Source organism: Streptomyces sp. DSM 118878 (assembly GCF_052936595.1).
In genome coordinates this window covers 5,741,568-5,760,256 of record NZ_CP193622.1, presented here as the reverse complement: position 1 = coordinate 5,760,256, position 18,689 = coordinate 5,741,568, and the positions used below count along the sequence as shown (strand labels likewise).

The following is an 18,689-nucleotide window of genomic DNA, read 5'->3' as shown; positions in this document are numbered from 1 at the left end:
CGGGGCGGGCACACCCCTCGGTTCAGCGGGGCCGCACCCGCATGAGGAGCTTCTTGGGGTGCAGGGTGATGCCGACGCGGGTGTCCGTGTCGGTCTCCGCGACCGGCTCCAGGCGCCACTTCGGCGCCACGGTCCCCAGGATCAGCGTCAGTTCGGCCAGGCTGAAGTGGTCCCCCGGGCACTTACGGTTACCGACGCCGAACGGCATCATGGCGAACTCCGGTACGTCCGCGGCGCGTTCCGGGTTCCAGCGGTCCGGGTCGAACTCCAGGTGCCGCTCGAAGGAACGCGGGTCGCGCTGCATCGCGTAGACGCTGTAGACGATGTCCGCGTCAGCCGGAATACGGTAGCCGCCCAGTTCGGTTTCGGCCACGGACCTGCGCGTGAATATCCAGGCCGCCGGACGGATACGCATGGCCTCGGTCACCACATTGCGGGTGTGCCGCAGCTCGCCGAGATCGGCGAAAGTGATCGCGCGGCCCGGGGCCACGGAATTTACTTCGTCAATCAACTGCCTTTCCTGTTCTCGGTGTTCGGTGAGCAGATGGAACGTCCACGCCAGCGTCGACGCGACATTCTCCGCGCCCGCGACGACGAGGGACACCACGTGGTCGTGGATCTCCTGGTCGGCCAGGGGCCTGTCCGACTCGTCCGTGGCCCGCAGCAATTCCGCGAGGAGGTCGTCGGGGCCCCCGGGTCCCGCGCCGCGGCGCTCGGCGATGATCTCGTCGACGAGCGTGTGCAGATCGGCAAGGGCGCTCTCGAAGCGCCGGTTGGCGGGGGTCGGCACCCGGTGGAGCGGGCCGGCCGAGAGCACCATCCGGCGGTAGAGGCCGTCGAAGACGGTGTGCAGCGAGTCGGCGATGCGGTCCGCCTTGGCGCCTATCGACTCGACCTCCAGGAGGGAGCGCGAGACGATGCGCACGGCCGTGCGGAACATCTCCGCACCGACGTCGACCGTGGTGCCCGGCTGCCAGCGGGCCGCCGTGGCGCGGGCCTCCTCCTCCATCACCTTGGCGTAGTCGGCGATCCGCTCGGGCCGGAACGAGGGCTGCATCATGCGGCGCTGGCGCCGGTGCAGCCGGCCGTTGCTGGTCGCCACGCCCTTGCCGAGGAGCACCTCGAGGGTGTCCCAGAGCGGGCCGCCGACGACGTACTCGGGGCTCTTCAGCATGGCGCCGACGAGCTCCGGATCGCAGACCGCGTAGGCGGTTTTGGGTCCCAGCCTGATCCGTACGAGATCTCCGTGGTCCCGCAGCGCCGAGAGGAACCCGAGCGGGTCTCGGACCAGGTTCCAGGCGTGCCCGAGCAGCGGGACGCCGCCCTTCACGAGTGGTGGGGTGCGCAGCGGCCCGGGGCCTGACGCGGCGGGCGCGGGCACCGCGGATTCGACGCTCATTCCTCACCTACCAGTTCGTTTTCCGCCATGATTTCTTCGGTCACGTACGGGGGCATCGACCTGTCGTCCCAGCTGTCCACCCGATAGCGTCCGGATTCGTGGTGGAACCAGTACACGGATGAGAACCAGTTCCGCATATTGAAGACGCATGATTCGAGCGCGTCCGCGAGTTTCTCCCCATTCTCCGTCCCGTCCGCCAGTTTCCCGGCGAACATCAGCACTTCTTTCTCGGTCCGCAGGAATTCCGTGACGCAGCCGAGGACCCGCCGGCGCACTTCCCGTACGGCTTCTTCGAGTGTCAGTCCCTCGTGGTGAATGAGGCTGATCCCGAGATTGTGCAGTTCGTCTCCGGCGAGTTCCTTGGGGAGCGAGCACAGGTCGTTGTACCAGGCGGAGAAGTCCTGGGTCGCGAGTGCCGCACGCCGGTACGCGGGGTGCCTGCGTATCTGGCGCGGCAGCTCACGCCGCGCGGTCGGCTCCAGGAGATCGATCCACGCCCAGTGCGCGAACGTCAGGCGCCGCAGCTCGATGTACGTGTCGACCGGCGGGATGGTGCCGCACCGCCGGTTCTTGAACTCCTGGTCGTACGCGTCGATGACCGGGTGGAAGTGCCGGGCGAACCTGGCGTTCCAGCTCGGGCCCAGGAAGGAGTACAGGCGCAGGACGCAGTCGGCGAACCCCGCGACGAGCGGGTCGCCGTGCCGCAGGTACCGCCTCGGGTCGTCGAGGGTGCCGTGCAGGCCCCGGCAGAGGCGCCGCCACTGGCCGGTCCTGCCGTGCACCGAGTCCCGGTCGTGCCGGTCGTCCCAGGCGAAGAACCAGCTGCTGAGGTCCGCTATCGCGGTGAGCAGGTCGTCGGGCGCCCCGATGTAGTAGCCCGCCACCAGGTCGGTGTAGCAGAGTCCGTCCGCGTACCGCTCGACCTTGTCCGGCGGCATCAGGCGCATTTCGCGCAACCAGGTCCTGGACTTCTCCTGAAGTTTGGGCCAATACGGGTGCAGACGGCGGGGGAAAGACCCCTCGATCACCGGAACCGCCAGTGCCGGGGGGACCATTGCCGTCGGTGCGCTTGGCTGTGTCTGTGAAGTGCTCCCGGAATATGCAGGCACGAACGAACCCCTTTCAGCGCCTGAGCGCGCGCGCCCCTCCCGCTGTACCGGGCGCGCGCCGTCGTGTATCCCCCGCGCTTTCCATTCAGCACCACAACTGACCGATCAGGGAACAGTTTTGCGCCATTCACTACCCCTCCGCGCCGAGAACCTCCCCTTACGTGACTGAATATGGATCTTCGACAGCCGGATCGGCTCGCGCGGACGAACCGCTCATGCCAACGGCCCCTGGCCGGGGAGCAGTTCCCGACCAGGGGCCGTTGGTGTCACGCGGTTCCCGCGTCTCTCGTGCGGCGCGCGCGTCAGTCGTTCGGGACCACGGGGTAGCGCGGAGTGCCCTCTTCCATCTGGCGGAGCGCGTCCTTGCGCTCGCGCTTGGAGAGGCGGTCGATGTAGAGGTAGCCGTACAGGTGGTCCGTCTCGTGCTGGAGGCAGCGCGCGAAGTAGCCACCGCCGCGGACCTTGATGGGGTTGCCCTTCTCGTCCTGGCCGCTCACCTCGGCGTAGTCCGGGCGGGCCAGCGGGGCGTAGGCGGTCGGCACGGAGAGGCAGCCCTCGCCCGAGTCGTCGAGGCGGCGCCGGTCGGCGGGCAGCTCGTGCAGGACGGGGTTGCAGACCACGCCGACGTGGCGCACGCCCTCGTCGTCCATGCAGTCGTACACGAAGACCTTCAGGTCGACGCCGACCTGGTTGGCGGCCACGCCCACGCCCTGGGCGACGCGCTGGGTCGCGAACATGTCGTCGACCAGCTTCGCGAGGTCCTCGTCGAAGGCCGTGACGTCCTTGCACTCCTTGTGCAGGACCGGGTTGCCGACGACGGTGATGGGCCGGGACGTGCCGCGCTCGCGGTAGGCCGTCTCCCGCTCCTCGCAGTCCTCCGTGTCGATGACGAAGCCCTCGTCGTCGACGGGGAGCACCCCGCCGGAAGCCTGCTGCTCAGTGTCCTGCGCCATGTCCGCCGTACGCCTTCCTTGGAACCCTCAAGAGATTGTGCCGGTACAGCCTACGGCGAACGGCGGGCGGCGCCCCACGGGTCAGCAGACCTCTTCGAGGTCCCGCCAGTCGCGGGAGTCCGGGCTGTCCGCCACCCAGCTGTCCAGGAGCCCTCGCACCAGGGCGGCGGGCGCCGCGAGACCGCACTCACGCTCCGGCACCCAGATCGCGCCGGGGCTGCGGTGGCCCAGCGGCCCCGGGTGACCCGGCTCACTGTGGTCGTGCGGGTCGAGGTGCTCCCCGTCGCCCTCGTCGCTCGGCATCCGGGACTCGGAGCACATGCGGCACAGCAGCCGTACGGAGGACGACCAGTCCTCCGCGGCGAAGCCCGCGTCGGCGGCGAGCCGCTCCAGGGCGTCCCTGTCCTCCTCGGTGGCGGCCTCCAGGAGGACCACCCAGGTCGGGACGGGAGAAGGGGCCCAGAGCTCGATCTCGTCGAACACGGGGTACGAGTGCCCGTCCGCCGTCGTCCGCTCGCCGTGCGGGACGCCGTCGTGCAGCACGACCTCGCCCCAGCGGCGCCCGGAGGAGGGCAGCGGGATGGACAGGAGCTCGATGCGGGCCGGGTCGAGCCTGCGGCCCCACACGACCTCCGCCTCGCCCTCGGGGGAGAGCCGCACCGCCGCGCTGCCGAGATCCATCCCCGTGGGCTCACCGGAGGCGGCGACCCCGCCGGGCACCCGCAGGCCGTACGCCTGCCAGGCGCGGCGGGCCAGCGGCCAGTCCTGGAGGGCGGTCGCCGCGATGCCGACGTTCCACCAGTCCGGGGCGCCGGCCGAGCGGTCCAGGAGCGCGACGGCGCGCAGCCCGGCGGCGCGGGCCTGCTCCCAGTCGTGCCGGAACTTGTGCAGGAGCGCGAGGTTGAACCAGGACTCGGACAGCCAGGGCTCCAGGTCCGCCGCGCGCGTGAGCAGCGCTCCCGCGTCCTCGTACCGGCCGTCGCCGATCAGCGTGAACGCGCGGTCGGTCGCCTGCCGCCATGAGGCGGAGGGCCGGTGCCGTCCCTTGCCGAAGATCCTCACGATTCCCGCCTGATTCCCGCCTGTCACGATTTGGAATTCCCATCTGCGAGGGGCGCGGCGTCGGGGCGCTGCCCCCGTGCACCCTCTTCTTCGCATCCAACCACGTACGGTCGGACGGTCGCTCATTACCCATGGGTTACCCAGCAGGGGACGAGCTAAGGCCCGCCCTTCGTCCTCACCCCCGCGCCGCGCCCCGTGGCCCGCTCCGCTCCCTGGCGAGGACCCTCGCCAGGGATTCCACCACCTCGGGCTGGTGGTCGCGTCCGGTGGCCAGGCGCAGCCGCTCCAGGGCGTACAGCGGACCGCCCAGCGCCCCAGACGGCCCCTCTCCCCGCGCCATCTCGTCGTACGCGTTCGCGGTGCGCACGATGCGCGCGGTCAGCGGCTGCTCGCGGTACGGGTCGGCCTGCCGCTCCACGACCACGGCGACCGCGGGGTCCACCCCCGTCTGCCGGACGACGGCGCCGCCCAGCAGGGCTATGCGGCGCTGCTCCGCCTCGGGCAGCCCCGCGGTCGCCCCCTGCGGCACCGGGTCGACCAGGGAGAGCTGGCCGATGTCGTGCATCAGCGCCGCGTGCTCCAGGACGGTGAGGTCCGGCTCGAAGAGCCCGAGGTCGCGCCCGACCGCCTTGCTGAGCCGCGCGACGCGGTGGGCATGGCCCTGCGGGGTGCATCCGGCGATCTCCGTGGCCCTGGCCAGCGACGCGATGGTCTGCCGGTAGGTCGCCCGCACCGCCGCGTAGCGCCGGAAGGAGAGCTGGGTGAGCAGCAGCGGGAGGCTGAACACGGGCAGCGCCCAGAGCCCCGCGACGGCCACCGCGAGCGCCATGACGGCCCCCGTCGCGCACACGGCGGAACCGATGCCGAGCAGGGCCCGCAGCTCGTCGCGGAGCAGCGGTCCGAAGGGCCAGCGGGTACGGGCGTGCGCCGTCGCGGCGGCGAGGACGGCGTCGCAGAGCGCGGTGAGGACGAGCACGGCGACGATGACGAGCGCGAAGTACGGGCCGTGGCCGACCCACTCCTTCAACAGGCCGCTGTTGTAGAGCGGTTGGAAGCAGACGGCGGCGAAGCCGACGGTCAGCAGCCGCCGCGCCACCTGGTCGGGCGAGGGGCCGCGCCCCCTGGCCACGTGCGGCACGGCACCCGCCAGGGAGGCGGCGACCACCACGGCGATCACCTGCGGCGCCCCGTGGTGGGTGTCGTGCCCGGCGTTCTCCCCCAGCAGGGCGTACGCCAGGGCTCCCGCGGCCCCCAGCGGCGCCGGCTCCCGAGTCCGCGCGCTCCCCCACCTGGCGAGCTCCCCCAGCGCGACGAGCACCCCGAAGGCGAAGGCCGTCCGCCCCTCGACGACGCCGTGCCAGAGGGTCCAGGCGAGCGCGGTCAGGGCGAGGAGGGCGGCGACGGTCTGGGCGAGCGTCACGGGCAGGCCGCCGGGGCGCTCCTCGCGCGTACGCGGCTCGGCGTCCGGGGCGGCTTCGGCGCGTCCCGGGCCGCCGGGCGCCACCGAGGGGGCGGTCACCGGGCCGCCGGTCCGGACGCGGGGCCGGGGGCCGAGCCGGACGCCGAGGGCGCGGGCAGCGCAGACGGTACGTTTCCGCGCCGGTCCGGGGGCTGACCGGAGGCGAGGTCGAGGGACTGGCCCGGGAGGTCCGACGTGACCCCGGGGTGCCAGCCGTGCCGGCCGAGCGCACGCGTCAGCGCGGTGACCATCACCGGGTCGAACTGGGCCCCCGCGCACCGGTCCAGCTCCTCCAGCGCCACCTCGACGGGCCTGGCCCGGCTGTAGGACCGCGTGGACGTCATCGCGTCGAAGGCGTCGGCCACGGCCACCACCCGGGCGCTCTCCGGGATCTGCCGCCCGGCGAGCCCGTAGGGGTATCCGCTGCCGTCGATCCGCTCGTGGTGGTGCAGGATCGCCGCCCGTGCCTCACCGAGGAAGCCGATGCCGCGCACCATCTCGTGGCCGTACTCGGGATGCAGCTCGATGACGCGCCGCTCCTCGGGCGTCAGCGGGCCGTCCTTGCGCAGCAGCCGCGTGGGCACGCCGAGCTTGCCGACGTCGTGCAGGATGCCGGCGAACCGCAGGACCTCGACGCGGTCGTCGTCCATGCCCAGCTCCCGGGCGATCAGCACGGAGGCACGGCCGACCCGCTCGCTGTGCCCGCGGGTGTACCGGTCCTTCAGGTCGACGGCCTGGACGAGCGCCCTGATCGTCGCCTGGTGGGCGGCCCGCTCGTGGTGGTACTGGGCGAAGGCCCAGCAGGAGACGCCCATGGGCAGCAGGACGAGCAGCGCGGCGGGGGGCCCGTAGGGGCTGGTCCACAGGACGGCCATCATCAGCCCGGCGAGGCCGTGCACGGCCACGGGCGCGAGCGAGCGCAGGAAGAGCCCCCGCCACGCGGCCCGCGCGGGCACCCGCTCGGCGGTGGCGAGGATGCCGCCGTCCAGGGCGGTGAGCACGGCCGCGAAGGCGAGCACGGCGGCTCCCGCGGGCCCCAGCACGTACGGGAAGTCCGGCGCGGAGGTGGCCGCGGGCCCGCCGAGCGCCGCGTACACCCGCGCGGAGCTCCAGGAGGCGAGGGCGAGCTGTGCCGCGCGCCAGACGCGCCGCACCCACCGGGGGCTCCGGTCGGCGCGGGCGAGCAGCGTCCCCGGCACGGCGACGAGCGCGGCGGCGGCGGGCGGCAGCAGGAAGACCCCGGCGAGCAGCACGGGGAAGAGGGTGCCGAGGCTGCGCGGGGCGCGGCGTCCCGCGGCTCCGCCGGCCCTGCCCCTGAGGCGGTCCAGCAGGGCGTTGCGCTCGCACCCGGCGTAGAGCACCGCGAGGAGCGCGACCGCGGGCCAAGGGGTGTGCGCGCCCAGGGCCGGCGCGGCACAGGCGGCGCCGCCCAGGGCGACGCACAGGATGTAAGCGCGGGCCCACACCGGCACCGACCGCATGGAGGTCTCCTCCCCGTCCAGGTCGGAGACTAGGTGCGCGGCCCATCGGTCCGGTTCCCGTCAGCGGGGAATTAGCACCTTCGGGTGACGGGAGGGAAAAGAGGGCCGAACAGCGAAACAGGCCGCGCAGAATGCGCGGCCTGCTCCTGCTCTCAACCCCCGGGCGCCGCCCGGGGCTTCACGCCTCCGAGGCCGTCACGTCCTGGATGACGTCCTGCTCGGGCACGGTCTGCCCGGAGCGGATCAGATCGATGCGGCCCATGACCTTCGCCCGCAGGTCGACGGGTACGTCGTCCGAGCCGCAGCAGCGCTTGACCAGCTTCTTGACGGCCTGTTCGAGTCCGTACTTCTCCAGGCACGGGGAGCACTCCTCGAAGTGCGTCTCGAACTTGGTGCAGTCGCTGTCCGGCATCTCGTGGTCCAGGAACTCATAGAGATGGTCCAGGACCTCACTGCAGTCAGTCTCGTGCGGCTCTCCGCAGCTCATGAGCCTGAGCCTTTCGTTCCGTTCGACTCTCCTGCACCGGCCGGGACGAGCCCGCGGTCACGGGCGTAGTCCTCCAGCATGCCGCGCAGCTGGCGGCGGCCACGGTGCAGACGGGACATCACCGTGCCGATGGGTGTCCCCATAATGTCCGCGATCTCCTTGTACGCAAAGCCCTCTACGTCGGCCAGATAGACGGCGATGCGGAATTCCTCGGGGATCGCCTGCAACGCCCTCTTCACGTCCGAGTCGGGCAGGTGGTCGAGCGCCTGTGACTCGGCCGAGCGCAGACCGGTGGACATGTGCGACTCGGCACGCGCGAGCTGCCAGTCCTCGATCTCCTCGGCGGCGCTGCGCTGCGGCTCGCGCTGCTTCTTGCGGTAGGAGTTGATGAACGTGTTGGTGAGGATGCGGTACAGCCAGGCCTTGAGATTGGTGCCCTCTCGGAACTGGTGGAATGACGCGTACGCCTTGGCGTACGTCTCCTGCACCAGGTCCTCCGCGTCCGCCGGGTTGCGCGTCATGCGCAGCGCCGCCGAGTACATCTGGTCCAGGAAGGTCAGCGCGTCCCGCTCGAAGCGGGCCGTGCGCTCCGCGGCCGTCTCCGGCCTCTCCGGATTCTCTCGGGGCTGCTCCGCTTGACCGTGTTCGGTCCCTGCGTCGGTCCCAGTGACCGGACCCACCTCCTCCAACGACGTGGCGAGGCCGAAAGCAGCCCCACTCGAATCGGAGGATAGACGACGATCCGCTCCGCGCGCCGCCCGAATAGTTGCGTTTTTGGGTGCGCTCAACACCGTCCACTCCAGGTCAGCGGCGCTGGAGCGGTTCGGGCAGATGGTCGAACCCATGCGGCGGACTCCCTCTCGTACGAACAGGTCGGCGACGGTGTTCACCGTCTGTTCGCGACAACAGAGGTCACGCGTCCAACATTCCCGTCCAGCGCGTCACGGCGTCCGTGATCCGCTTCACGGCCTCGTCCTGGCCGGTCTCCGCGCGCTTGGGCACGGCGAACCCGTGATCGGCGTACGGGACTTCCACCAGCTCGTACGTGCCGCCGTCGGGGAACTCGGCGGGCCTGCCGAACGGGTCGTTGCCGCCCTGCACGACGAGCGTGGGCACGCCTGCCGCGAGCAGCTCGTCGGCGCGTGACTTCTCGGGCTTGCCCGGGGGGTGCAGCGGGAAGCTGAGGGCGAGCACGGCTGCGGCGCCCAGTTCGGCCGCGGTCCGGCAGGCGACGCGGGCGCCCGCGCTGCGGCCCCCGGAGATCACCGGGAGCCCCGCTTTCGCCAGGGCGGGCCAGACGCCCCGCCATCCGGCGTCCAGCGCTCTGGGGGCGGGCGCCAGCTTCTTGCCCGCCACCCGCCAGGGCTGTTCCACCAGGGCCACGCTCACGCCGTGGGCGGGCAGCGCGGCGGCGAGCGCCCGGAGGTCCCTGGCCTCGATCCCGCCGCCCGCGCCGTGGCTGACGGCGAGCAGGAGCCGGGCGTTCGCCTGCGCGGGGTGCCAGGTGATCCGCGCCTCGCCGACGTCGGTCGGGACCGTTTCGGTCTGTGTCTCGTGCGTCACATCAGAAGAGTGTGCCCTCTTCAGGCCCGTCCAGCTCCTTCAGCAGCTCGGGGCCGTTGTTGCGTACGTTGCTGACGGCCGTCGACACCGGGAAGGCCCGCATCAGTCCGTGCGGCGGCGGCTCCAGGAGGGTGCGCAGGTCCTCGACGTCGGTGCGGGACGGGTCGAGCCAGGCGTCCCAGCGGTCCGGGGTGAGCATCAGCGGCATCCGCGGGTGGATGTCGGCGAGCGAGCGGGGGCCCTCGTCGGGGGCGACGGCCAGCGGCGACGTCTCGGCCTCCGTGGTGATCACCGTGCAGGTCACCCACCAGGCGAGGGGGTGCTCGTCGGGGAGGGTCTTGTCCCGCCAGAACTCGTAGAGCCCCGCCATGGCGAAGACCGAGCCGTCGGCGGGCGTCACGAAGTACGGCTGCTTGCGCGGCCGCTTCTTCCTGCCCTCGACCTCCAGCTGCCGCTCCTCGGGCGCGGTGACCCACTCGTAGTAGCCGTCGGCAGGGATGACGCAGCGCCGGGAGGTGAAGGCGCGGCGGTAGGACGGCTTCTCGTGCACGGTCTCGGCACGGGCGTTGATCATCCGCGCGCCGCCCTCGGGCGTCTTGGACCAGGAGGGCACCAGGCCCCACTTCAGGGTGCGCAGCTGGCGAACCGGCGCCGGGTCCTCGGCGTCTTTCAGTGGACGGTCCAGGACGGCGTAGACCTCTTTGGTGGGCGCCACGTTGAAATCGGGGGCCAAGGACTCCTCGGGCTCGTACTTCTCGACCTCGAAGATCCCCGCGAGATCCTCGGGCCCACGACTCGATGCATACCGTCCGCACATATGGAGAACCCCTTTGACCTGCGGAAATATCTGTTTAGTCAGCACCAAGTCAGCACAGTGCTGGCCAGCGTCACATCCATCACCTTGACCGCCCGGCCAGCGGCGTCCGGCGTAAGGTGCCCGCACGTGTCCGCCGTTGATGCTCCTGTGCCCCGGCCACCGGGACACGTGCAAGAGTGACAGACCGCTACTGAGCGAGCGGTCGAGGCGAACCAAGTCGCAGGTAGTGACGTGACCAGCCGTAACCTAGGGTCTTCATAACCTTACGGAATACAGACGGGTAGTCCGAGTGGTGACCAGGGTTCCGGTGATCGTCTAAAGGAGGGCACCGCCCAGACCGGTGCCACAGCGGACCACGTGCTCGCCCATGGCCTCGGCCAGGTCCGTCGCCAACGGAATGTCCCGCCTGCGCCCCTTCGGTGCGCCCTTCACCCAGCCGTGGAGAGACCATCCGCCTCCCGCCCCATCCCAGGGGCGGCGGCTGGCACAGCGTCGCCGGCCGAACGGGATCTTCGGAGCGAGCGCTCGCTTCTCGCAGGCAGATCCCCGATCCGGAAGCAGGCTGAGGAACTGAATGAAGGCGGGGCCTGAGAGGGGCGCCGAGCACCTAGATTGCCTGCACTCGCCCCTTGCTCGGCATACATGATTCGGGCATCACCGGCAGACAAACCTGCCGCGGCCTGGGTTACAGATAGATCCCAGGCCAGCAGGCTGCGCGGGTTCTGGCGCCGCGATCCGCTCATTCGGACATCACGGCCAGTGGAGGATCCGGGCAGCAGCCCGGAGCCCAGGGCCGTACGATGCAGGCGCAGGGGCCCGCCGATTTGGGTATACCTCTTCTTACAAACAGTCCACATCGGAGGGTGACAGGCGTATGGCGGCGAACGCCGATCACCTGAAAGCTCTTGTGAGGGCGCACTCCGAAGCCAACGACGACCTCTTCTACAGCGTCGCTCTACAAGTTGCGGCGAAGTCCGCCCGCCAGGGGCAGGGAAAGTTCGCCGTAGAGCTGCGCGAGCTGGTCGAGGCCGCCCAGCAGAGGCAGGGGAAGCCGGACTCCCAGCAGCGTGCCGCTACTCCGGTGGTGCAGCCCCGCGGTGAGCTGACCAGTCTCCTAACGGCAGGCTATCCGGACACCCAGCTCGACGACATGACTCTGGACGCCGGACTGCGCGCCTCGCTGGATCGTGTGCTGCACGAACAGCGACAGCGTGCACGGCTCGAGCGTTTCGGCTTTACCCCGGTGCACCGCATTCTGCTGTCCGGGCCTCCCGGGACAGGCAAAAGCATGACGGCAGCGGCGCTGGCGGGAGAGCTGAAACTGCCTCTGTTCACCATTCGTCTGGACGGTCTGATCAGCCGGTTCATGGGCGAGACCGCCGCCAAGCTGCGTCTGGTCTTCGACGCCGTGGCCCAGACCCGTGCGGTCTACCTGTTCGATGAATTCGACGCTCTGGGAGCCGAACGGGCAGCAGGCAACGACGTCGGCGAAGCCCGCAGGATCCTCAACTCGTTCCTGCTGTTCCTCGATGAGGCGCCCTCTGAGAGTCTCGTGGTCGCTGGCACCAACCACCACCAACTTCTGGACCAAGCTCTGTTCCGCCGCTTCGACATGATCGCCACCTACGGCCCTCCCACCGGCGAGGAAGCTGTACAGGTGCTGCAGCGACGCCTAGCCGGAATGGACACAAGCACACTACGGTGGGACCTCGTGACAGAACGTGCATCGGGCCTGAGTCACGCCGAGCTGGTCAAAGCGGCGGAAGCAGCGGCCAAACGAGCCATCCTGGCTGACCGGGACGTGGTGGACGAGCAACTGCTGCTGGAAGCCCTGAGCGAGCGGCACGCCACCCACCATGCCTGAGCCCAACTCTTCCGCACAGCTCAGTCCGCACCTGATCGTGCCCTGGGAGGCCGCCACCCTCACGCCGCGCTCCGAGGCTGCCGGCGGGAGCGGTCCGGACCTGGTTCAGCACACGGACCGGCAGAGGCATGCCGACGCTTTGGTGGACGGGCTGGAGACGGCCCGCCGTGAGGCAACCCAGCTCATGCAACAGGTTCCCGAAGACCGTCAGCCTGACGGTTTCGCGGTGCGCATCGAGGCGGCTCGCGACCATCCTCTGAGCCTGGAGCGCCTGGACGCATCTGGCCTGACGCTCATGAGCAGCCACCCGCAGACCGAGAACACTCAACAGGACGCACTGGTCTGGATCCCCTTCGACAAAGTCACCTCGTTCACCCAGCGGATCGCCGATTTCACGGACAACACCCCCGGCGGTAACCCAAAACAGGCCCTGTTGGTGGCCAATATGGAACAAGTCCAACGGGCTCTGCTGGAGCACCTCTGGCAGGAGCGGCAGGATCTGCCGCCGCTGGACGAGGAGCGGTGGTGGGAGTTGTGGTTCGATCCGCTGATCTCGCCGACGGCGGTTGCCACCTTGCGTTCCCTGGCCGAAGATCGTCGCTGGCAAGTCAGTGAACGGGCAATCCATGTCGGGGAACGCCTGGTGGCTCACGTCGCGACGACCGCTAGCGAGCTGGCGTTCCTGTTGGCCACGAACGCCTGTCCTGCTGAGATCCGCAGTCCTACCTTCGCCGAGGGCCTCTACACCGTCGACCGCGAATTCCGCGTGGACCTGGTCAAGGACCTCGCCACGCGCATCGAGCCGGCCGCACCGGAAGCCCCGGCGGTATGCATCCTGGACACAGGGATAGCCCAGGAGCATGCCCTGCTGAAGCCCGCGCTGCACGAGCGCGCCTACAGTGTGCTCCCCGGCAGCACGCCGGCCGACCGGATCGGGCACGGCACGCAGATGGCTGGGCTCGCCCTATTCGGGGACTTCGCCGCAGCCCTTGAATCACAAGGTCCCGTCGTACTCGGTCACGGCCTTGAGTCCGTGAAGATCCTCAACGATGTTCACACACCCGACGTGTCCCCGCGGACCTGTGCGGAGACCACTGCGAACGCGGTCGCGACCGCTGAGATCGGCAACGGAGGCCCCGAACCCTCGGGACGGGTCTTCTCGATGGCTGTCACCCGGGAGTCCGGGGAAGGGGAGAACGGCGTAGACGGGACAGCCACCCTGTGGTCGGCCACGCTGGACGCCCTGGCGGCAGGCACGGACGTCGCCGTCCGGGACGACCGGATCGAACTGGTCGGAGCGCCCGATCCTGAAGCCTCACGCCTGATCATCGTCAGTGCTGGCAACATCCGCGGTGCTGTCCCCCACCAGATGCGTCGCGACGACGGCACGCTCGATCCGCTGCTCCTCTCCGACCTGTCGCGCATCGAGGAACCCGCCCAGGCACACAACGTACTCACCGTCGGGGCGTGCACGCATATGGACGCCGTCCCCGATTCCGCCCTGTTCAGCGGATTCCGTCCGCTGGCGGCTCCCGGTGCCCTGTCCCCCTTCAGCCGGACATCGGTGGCGCTGACCAACGGCTCCATCACCAAGCCCGACATCGTTCTGGAGGGCGGCAACATGCTCGTCGCCCCTGACAACAGCATCCTGGACCCACACGATCTAGTGAGCGTGGCGACCACCCACCACGACCCGGCGCGTCAGCTGACCTGGACGAACGCCACGAGCGCTGCCACGGCCCAGGCGGCTGCGCTCGCCGCCACGGCGATGAGTACCTACCCCGGGCTGCGGCCGGAGACTGTTCGCGCCCTTCTCGTGCACGAAGCCCAGTGGACCCCGGCCATGGTCGAACAGGGCCTGTTCAAGAAGACCGGCGCCCCCAAACTCGCCAAGGGCGACGTGATGCGACAGGTGATCCGCCGGTACGGGTGGGGCATGCCCACCGCCGAGCGTATCCGCAGCAGCGCCTCGAACGCCGTCACCATGATCATCCAGAACACTCTGGTGCCGTACAAGGTCAAGGGCGGGCAGGCTCGTCTGGCCGAACTTAAGCTGCACGAGCTGCCCTGGCCCCTGGAACAACTGCGCGACCTGGCCGAGACCACCGTCGACCTGCGCGTGACGCTCGCCTACATGATCGAGCCCAATCCCGGCCGACGCGGCATGCTCGGCCGCTACAGCTACGCATCCCACGGCCTGCGCTTCGCCATCAAAGGCTCCGCCGAATCCGGTGACTCCTTCCAGAGGCGACTGGCCGAACAGGCCGAACACGAAAGCGACGGCCTTGGCAACCCCAAGGCATTCGAGTCCAACAGCAGGTGGCTGGTCGGCCCCCGGGCCCGCAACCTCGGATCCCTGCACGCTGACATCTGGCGCGGATCGGCAGCCGAACTCGCCGACTGCGGCACGCTAGCCGTCTACCCCGTCGGAGGCTGGTGGAAGGCGAACAGGCGCAACGACCGCATGGGCCTGCCCGTCAGCTACGCCCTTCTGATCTCCCTGCGCACACCGGAGGTCTCCACCGATCTGTATACGCCCATCGCAACTCAGCTCGGCGTATCGATCGGAGTGGCTCCACACGCCCAGACCGAAGTCGTGGACGGCATCCCCATTCAGATGGAATTCGGCTGGTAGCTTCCCGGGCGAGTTCGGTCGAGGCCGAGCTTGACCCGACCGCGCCCACTGACCTGCGACAGCGATGATTGATCCATTGCCACGGAAGTTTGACCACCGGTAGGTTCCTGCCTGCGAAGTTTGACTGGTGGGGCTGCTGATGGTCAGGGGGCATCGTGGGAGCGCCGGCGCTTGCGTACGGCGATGCCGCGTTATCGGCCTTTGAACTGGACTTTTACGACGCGGGTGAGCGTCGACGGGAGCCGTTAGGACGGGCCTGGGGCACACGGTTCGAGGCAGGCGACCCGACCCGTACGTTCAACTGGGCCAAGGACACCGAGGGTTTCGCCGGCTGGTACTACTCGGTGACCGCAGGTGGCCACGTGGGCTACGAGTCGCGGCTGGAGCGGGACCGGCTGATCCTGATGGACCGGGATCCGGAGATCATCGGGATCGCGTCGCAGCCGTTCTGGCTGCACTGGCGCGAGGGGAAGCGCCTGCGCCGCCACGCTCCGGACTACTTCGTACGGCTCGCGGACGGCCGTGCCCGAGTGGTCGATGTTCGCGCCGGTGACCGGATGGACAAGGCGACCGCGGAGCTGTTCGCCGGGACCCAAGTGGCCTGCCGGGCGGTGGGCTGGGAGTTCTCCCACGTCGGCGTTCCCGACCCGGTAGCCATGGCGAATGTCCGGTGGCTGTCGCGCGCTATCGCAGGCGCCGGTGCGGCCGCCGCACCGATCTCGCCGAGCGGCTGCTGGACATCTTCGCGGAGCCGACTGCGTAATTGGCAGAGGCAGTTGGAGGCGGTGACCGCTTGCTGGTGCTGCCCGTGCTGTTCCACCTGATGTGGTCGGGGATCCTGGCCGCGCATCTGGAGGGCGGACTCCTCCAGGCCGAGAGCCCGGTCTGGGCGGAAAGGCGGCAGGGTGAGTAGTTGCGACGGCCGGCGGGGATCGCGGTCGGCTCGACCTCGACCTCGACCTGGTGGCGCAGGTCACTGGACAGAGCGTCACCAACCTGCGACGGGCACTCCCCGATGCCCCGGGGCGCGTTGACTCCGACCCGGCTCGGACCTGCGTCTTCTCCACGGCACTCGACCGCCAGCTCACAGACTCCCCGACCAGGCTCAACCTCGTCATGCTCCTGTTCGACGCCTACCAGGACGGCACCCACCGGCACCAGCTCAGCACCCGCTACAAACTCGACCGGCGCATCGCACTCCAGCACCAGCACCAGCACCAGCACCCAGGCGGACCCATGCGCCACACCCACAACCTGATCACGCTTCTGGCCGCCCTCGACCCCGTCGACCTGCACGACATGCTCGCCCCATTGATGCCAACACCACCCCCGTGATCACGGTCAAATTTCGGCAGCAAAACATCAAGAACGATCACCACTACGAGTTAGCGTCGACAGTTTCTGTCGACGACTTGTGTTGGGCGAATTCCGTCTGCCACCGTTCATCTGACAGTTCCTCAAGTTAGGAGTGATGTCGCAGTGGCAGAAATCAAACGACCCGCGCTGATCGAGGTGCAGCGCGGGCGGGCCATGGTGTCGACCACGTTCACGCCAGCCCAACTGCACGACGCAACAGACGTCGACGCCTACGACCCGGAGCGGGGCAACGACCCCGAGAACGGCTATCAACGCCGGGGATCAGCCACTCGCATGGCACAAGCGGCCTCCTTCTACGGCGAGGGCGAAGAGAAGCGCCAAGGCCGGGTCTTTGAAGACCGGCACGGCTTGATGCCCAACCCGATCATCGCCAACATCAGGCCAGCTGTTGACGGAGATCCCACGGATGACTTGGGGCTCGGTCTGCCCGCAGGTGTGATCATCAAGTTCTCCTCCGACGAAGACCGTCAAAGGGTGCGCGCCGCGATCGAAGGCGGTGGCAGCGTCACGGCGGCCGGAATGATCACGCTTGATGATGCGGCCATCACGTGGATCGTTGATGGGCAGCACCGGAGCGGCGCAATCCGGATGCTCAGCGAGCGGAACAGGCTCAGCGACGACTTCCCGGTGCCGGTCAAGCTCATGCTGGGGTTTGACCGCAACGAGGAGATCAAGCAGTTCTACTACATCAACCGGGAGGCGAAGAGCGTTCCCACCGATCTGACTGCCGACCTGCTCCAGCGGATGGCCCGGCAGGACAGTCACGAGGCCGAGTACCTCAGCGAGCGCAAAGGCAAGGGCAGCCTCCTCGCGGGCGCCGCCATCTACGACGCGATGGTGAGCAAGGGCAGCCCTTGGCTCACGCGCATCCGCAAGCCGAACGAGAAGATCTCCAAGGACACTTCGATCGCTGTGTCCCAGTTCATCGGCAGCCTGAAGCCGCTGCAGAACGCGCAGATGCCGCGCGAACTCAGTCCGCAGGAGTGGGCACTGATCATCGATGCATTCTGGGAAGCCGTCGCCCGGATGCTGCCTACCCCGTTCGATCCGACCGAGCAGCCCGGTGACTGGGTGCTACTCAAGACTACGGGCGTGACCACGATGCATCGCGTGCTCGCTGACTGCCTGCCGATTGTGATCCAACGTGGCGCTCGGCTGTCTGACGCGCAGCAGTACGAACTGTTGCTGGCCGATCTGCCCACACTCGCTGGGATCGTCATCAACCCGGATACCGGTGAGGAACACCAGGTTGATGGAGCCGAGTTTTGGCGATCTGCCTCAAGCGCCTCGCAGTACACCGGCCGCTACGGTACTGATCGCCTCGTCGGCATGATCCGTGGTCTCATCGCTAAGACGAACAGCGCCATCACCGTCTAGCCGAGACGAACGGTCCACACAATGAGGGCGGTCGAAGCCATTACAGCTGGCTTCGACCGCCCTTTCACTCTACGCGCGGCCAGCTGGCAGCCGGTCAAACTTCAGTGGCAAACCGTCAAACTTCACTGTCACAGGTCACCCACGTGGGGCTTCCCTGTCGGCAGCCAAGCGACGCGCAAGCCGTCCAAGCTCTTGGCCCGGGTGAAATCCGCAGCGCAGGAAGCCCACGAACCCTGCTGAGCCGCGTCTCTACCGTCGCGCGAGCCTCGCAAGGAATGTGTCTACGAACTTCTCGACTTCAGCTTTCGAGTGCACATCGCGGACATCGAGGCGGCTGACCCACTCAACCCCAGCGTTGATCATCAGGCTGTCCCGGCTGCTATCACTTGACGCTCTGCCTGGCTTTCCGTGATGAGGGCCATCCACCTCGATGACCCCCGCACGCCCTCTGTAAGTGACCAAGAAGTCTGGCTCTCGTGTAGACCCGAGCAGCCGCATCCTACCCAGGGGCATGATGCCGATCGTCTCGCTGTCCGACAGAGTGGCCTGCCGTTCCTTCAGCACTTGGTAGACCCTGTGCTCCCACTCGTTGGTGAAGTGCAGGTCATCCTCGATCGGGTGCTGATCCTCGGGCTCAAGGCGGATCCTCCGGGCCTGGTTCGTCGGCATGGGCCCGTTAGCCGTGCGGAGTTGCTTCCGCCAGTCCGCGCTAGGAACCGGGACAACCGGACTGACCTCGATCGAATCGATGCGCATGCTGGCCCGCCTGGGCACGACGGCGTGCATACCACCCTCGATGCGACTCAGCACCGCTTCCGTGAACTGATCAACCAGGTTCGGTTCCACCGTGAAGTACACCATGTACTCGTCCGGCTCGTACTCGTTCGAGTTCCAGAGAATCAGATCGACCGCAAGCACGTCAGTGGCGGCAATCGCAGCCTCGGTATCGCCCTGCTGGTAGAGCAGAGTGGCAGCAGCGGCCAACCACTGCTCCCCCACTTGGTCGATCGGGTTCTTCTCCATGATGTCGGCCAGCGACAGCGCTTCACCCATACAGAGCATTCTGACAGCCGCCACTGACAACACCGCTGCTCTCCGGGCCCGAT

The 18,689-nt window shown here is 68.8% G+C and carries 16 protein-coding genes; 5 read left to right on the top strand and 11 right to left on the bottom strand.

The window, feature by feature from the left end; all coding sequences use genetic code 11:
- Nucleotides 1–22 precede the first annotated feature (22 nt).
- From ACRAKF_RS25740 to ACRAKF_RS25695, 10 genes are all read right to left on the bottom strand, one after another.
- A complete protein-coding gene (locus ACRAKF_RS25740) occupies nt 23–1,399 on the bottom strand; it encodes a bifunctional albaflavenone monooxygenase/terpene synthase (protein WP_447039901.1) in 1,377 nt (458 codons plus the stop codon).
- Entirely contained in the window at nt 1,396–2,508 is a 1,113-nt protein-coding gene (gene cyc1 / locus ACRAKF_RS25735; protein ID WP_447039899.1) for an epi-isozizaene synthase, read from the bottom strand. Before cyc1 ends, ACRAKF_RS25740 begins: the two co-directional genes overlap by 4 nt.
- Nucleotides 2,509–2,810: 302 nt before the next feature.
- Entirely contained in the window at nt 2,811–3,461 is a 651-nt protein-coding gene (def, locus tag ACRAKF_RS25730; protein ID WP_447039897.1) for a peptide deformylase, read from the bottom strand.
- An 81-nt stretch (nt 3,462–3,542) separates the two neighbouring features.
- Entirely contained in the window at nt 3,543–4,523 is a 981-nt protein-coding gene (locus ACRAKF_RS25725) for a tetratricopeptide repeat protein (protein WP_447039895.1), read from the bottom strand.
- A gap of 175 nt (nt 4,524–4,698) precedes the next feature.
- The gene (locus tag ACRAKF_RS25720) at nt 4,699–5,949 is read right to left on the bottom strand and encodes an HD-GYP domain-containing protein (RefSeq protein ID WP_447042167.1); all 1,251 of its coding nucleotides are present in this window, start codon (nt 5,947–5,949) and stop codon (nt 4,699–4,701) included.
- An 89-nt stretch (nt 5,950–6,038) separates the two neighbouring features.
- Nucleotides 6,039–7,463 (bottom strand): HD-GYP domain-containing protein, encoded by a 1,425-nt coding sequence (locus tag ACRAKF_RS25715; RefSeq protein WP_447039894.1) that lies wholly within the window; start codon nt 7,461–7,463, stop codon nt 6,039–6,041.
- A gap of 178 nt (nt 7,464–7,641) precedes the next feature.
- Nucleotides 7,642–7,950 carry a mycothiol system anti-sigma-R factor gene (gene rsrA, locus ACRAKF_RS25710; RefSeq protein ID WP_363253195.1) on the bottom strand — a complete coding sequence of 103 codons (309 nt, stop codon included), beginning with the start codon at nt 7,948–7,950 and terminating at the stop codon, nt 7,642–7,644.
- A complete protein-coding gene (locus tag ACRAKF_RS25705) occupies nt 7,947–8,630 on the bottom strand; it encodes a sigma-70 family RNA polymerase sigma factor (RefSeq protein WP_447042165.1) in 684 nt (227 codons plus the stop codon). Before ACRAKF_RS25705 ends, rsrA begins: the two co-directional genes overlap by 4 nt.
- 232 nt (nt 8,631–8,862) lie before the next feature.
- Nucleotides 8,863–9,513, bottom strand: coding sequence for an alpha/beta hydrolase family protein (locus ACRAKF_RS25700; protein ID WP_447039892.1), 651 nt, complete (start codon nt 9,511–9,513; stop codon nt 8,863–8,865).
- A 1-nt stretch (nt 9,514) separates the two neighbouring features.
- Complete coding sequence (locus tag ACRAKF_RS25695) at nt 9,515–10,330, bottom strand: SOS response-associated peptidase (protein ID WP_447039891.1); 816 nt, start codon at nt 10,328–10,330, stop codon at nt 9,515–9,517.
- 874 nt (nt 10,331–11,204) lie between these two features.
- Between ACRAKF_RS25695 and ACRAKF_RS25690 the strand changes: the two genes are divergently transcribed.
- The 5 genes from ACRAKF_RS25690 (at nt 11,205) to ACRAKF_RS25670 (ending at nt 17,583) form a co-directional block, all read left to right on the top strand.
- On the top strand, nt 11,205–12,194 hold the full coding sequence (locus ACRAKF_RS25690) for an AAA family ATPase (protein WP_447039889.1): 990 nt from the start codon (nt 11,205–11,207) through the stop codon (nt 12,192–12,194).
- Nucleotides 12,187–14,829 carry a S8 family peptidase gene (locus ACRAKF_RS25685; protein ID WP_447039887.1) on the top strand — a complete coding sequence of 881 codons (2,643 nt, stop codon included), beginning with the start codon at nt 12,187–12,189 and terminating at the stop codon, nt 14,827–14,829. Before ACRAKF_RS25690 ends, ACRAKF_RS25685 begins: the two co-directional genes overlap by 8 nt.
- A 155-nt stretch (nt 14,830–14,984) precedes the next feature.
- Nucleotides 14,985–15,653: a TnsA-like heteromeric transposase endonuclease subunit gene (locus tag ACRAKF_RS25680; RefSeq protein WP_447039885.1), complete on the top strand. Its 669-nt coding sequence runs from the start codon at nt 14,985–14,987 to the stop codon at nt 15,651–15,653.
- 139 nt (nt 15,654–15,792) lie between these two features.
- On the top strand, nt 15,793–16,164 hold the full coding sequence (locus ACRAKF_RS25675) for a hypothetical protein (protein WP_447039883.1): 372 nt from the start codon (nt 15,793–15,795) through the stop codon (nt 16,162–16,164).
- 144 nt (nt 16,165–16,308) lie between these two features.
- A complete protein-coding gene (locus ACRAKF_RS25670) occupies nt 16,309–17,583 on the top strand; it encodes a DGQHR domain-containing protein (protein ID WP_447039881.1) in 1,275 nt (424 codons plus the stop codon).
- Between the two features lie 249 nt (nt 17,584–17,832).
- Here the strand turns inward: ACRAKF_RS25670 and ACRAKF_RS25665 are convergent, their stop codons facing one another.
- Nucleotides 17,833–18,636 (bottom strand): hypothetical protein, encoded by an 804-nt coding sequence (locus tag ACRAKF_RS25665; protein ID WP_447039880.1) that lies wholly within the window; start codon nt 18,634–18,636, stop codon nt 17,833–17,835.
- Between the last annotated feature and the right edge of the window lie 53 nt (nt 18,637–18,689).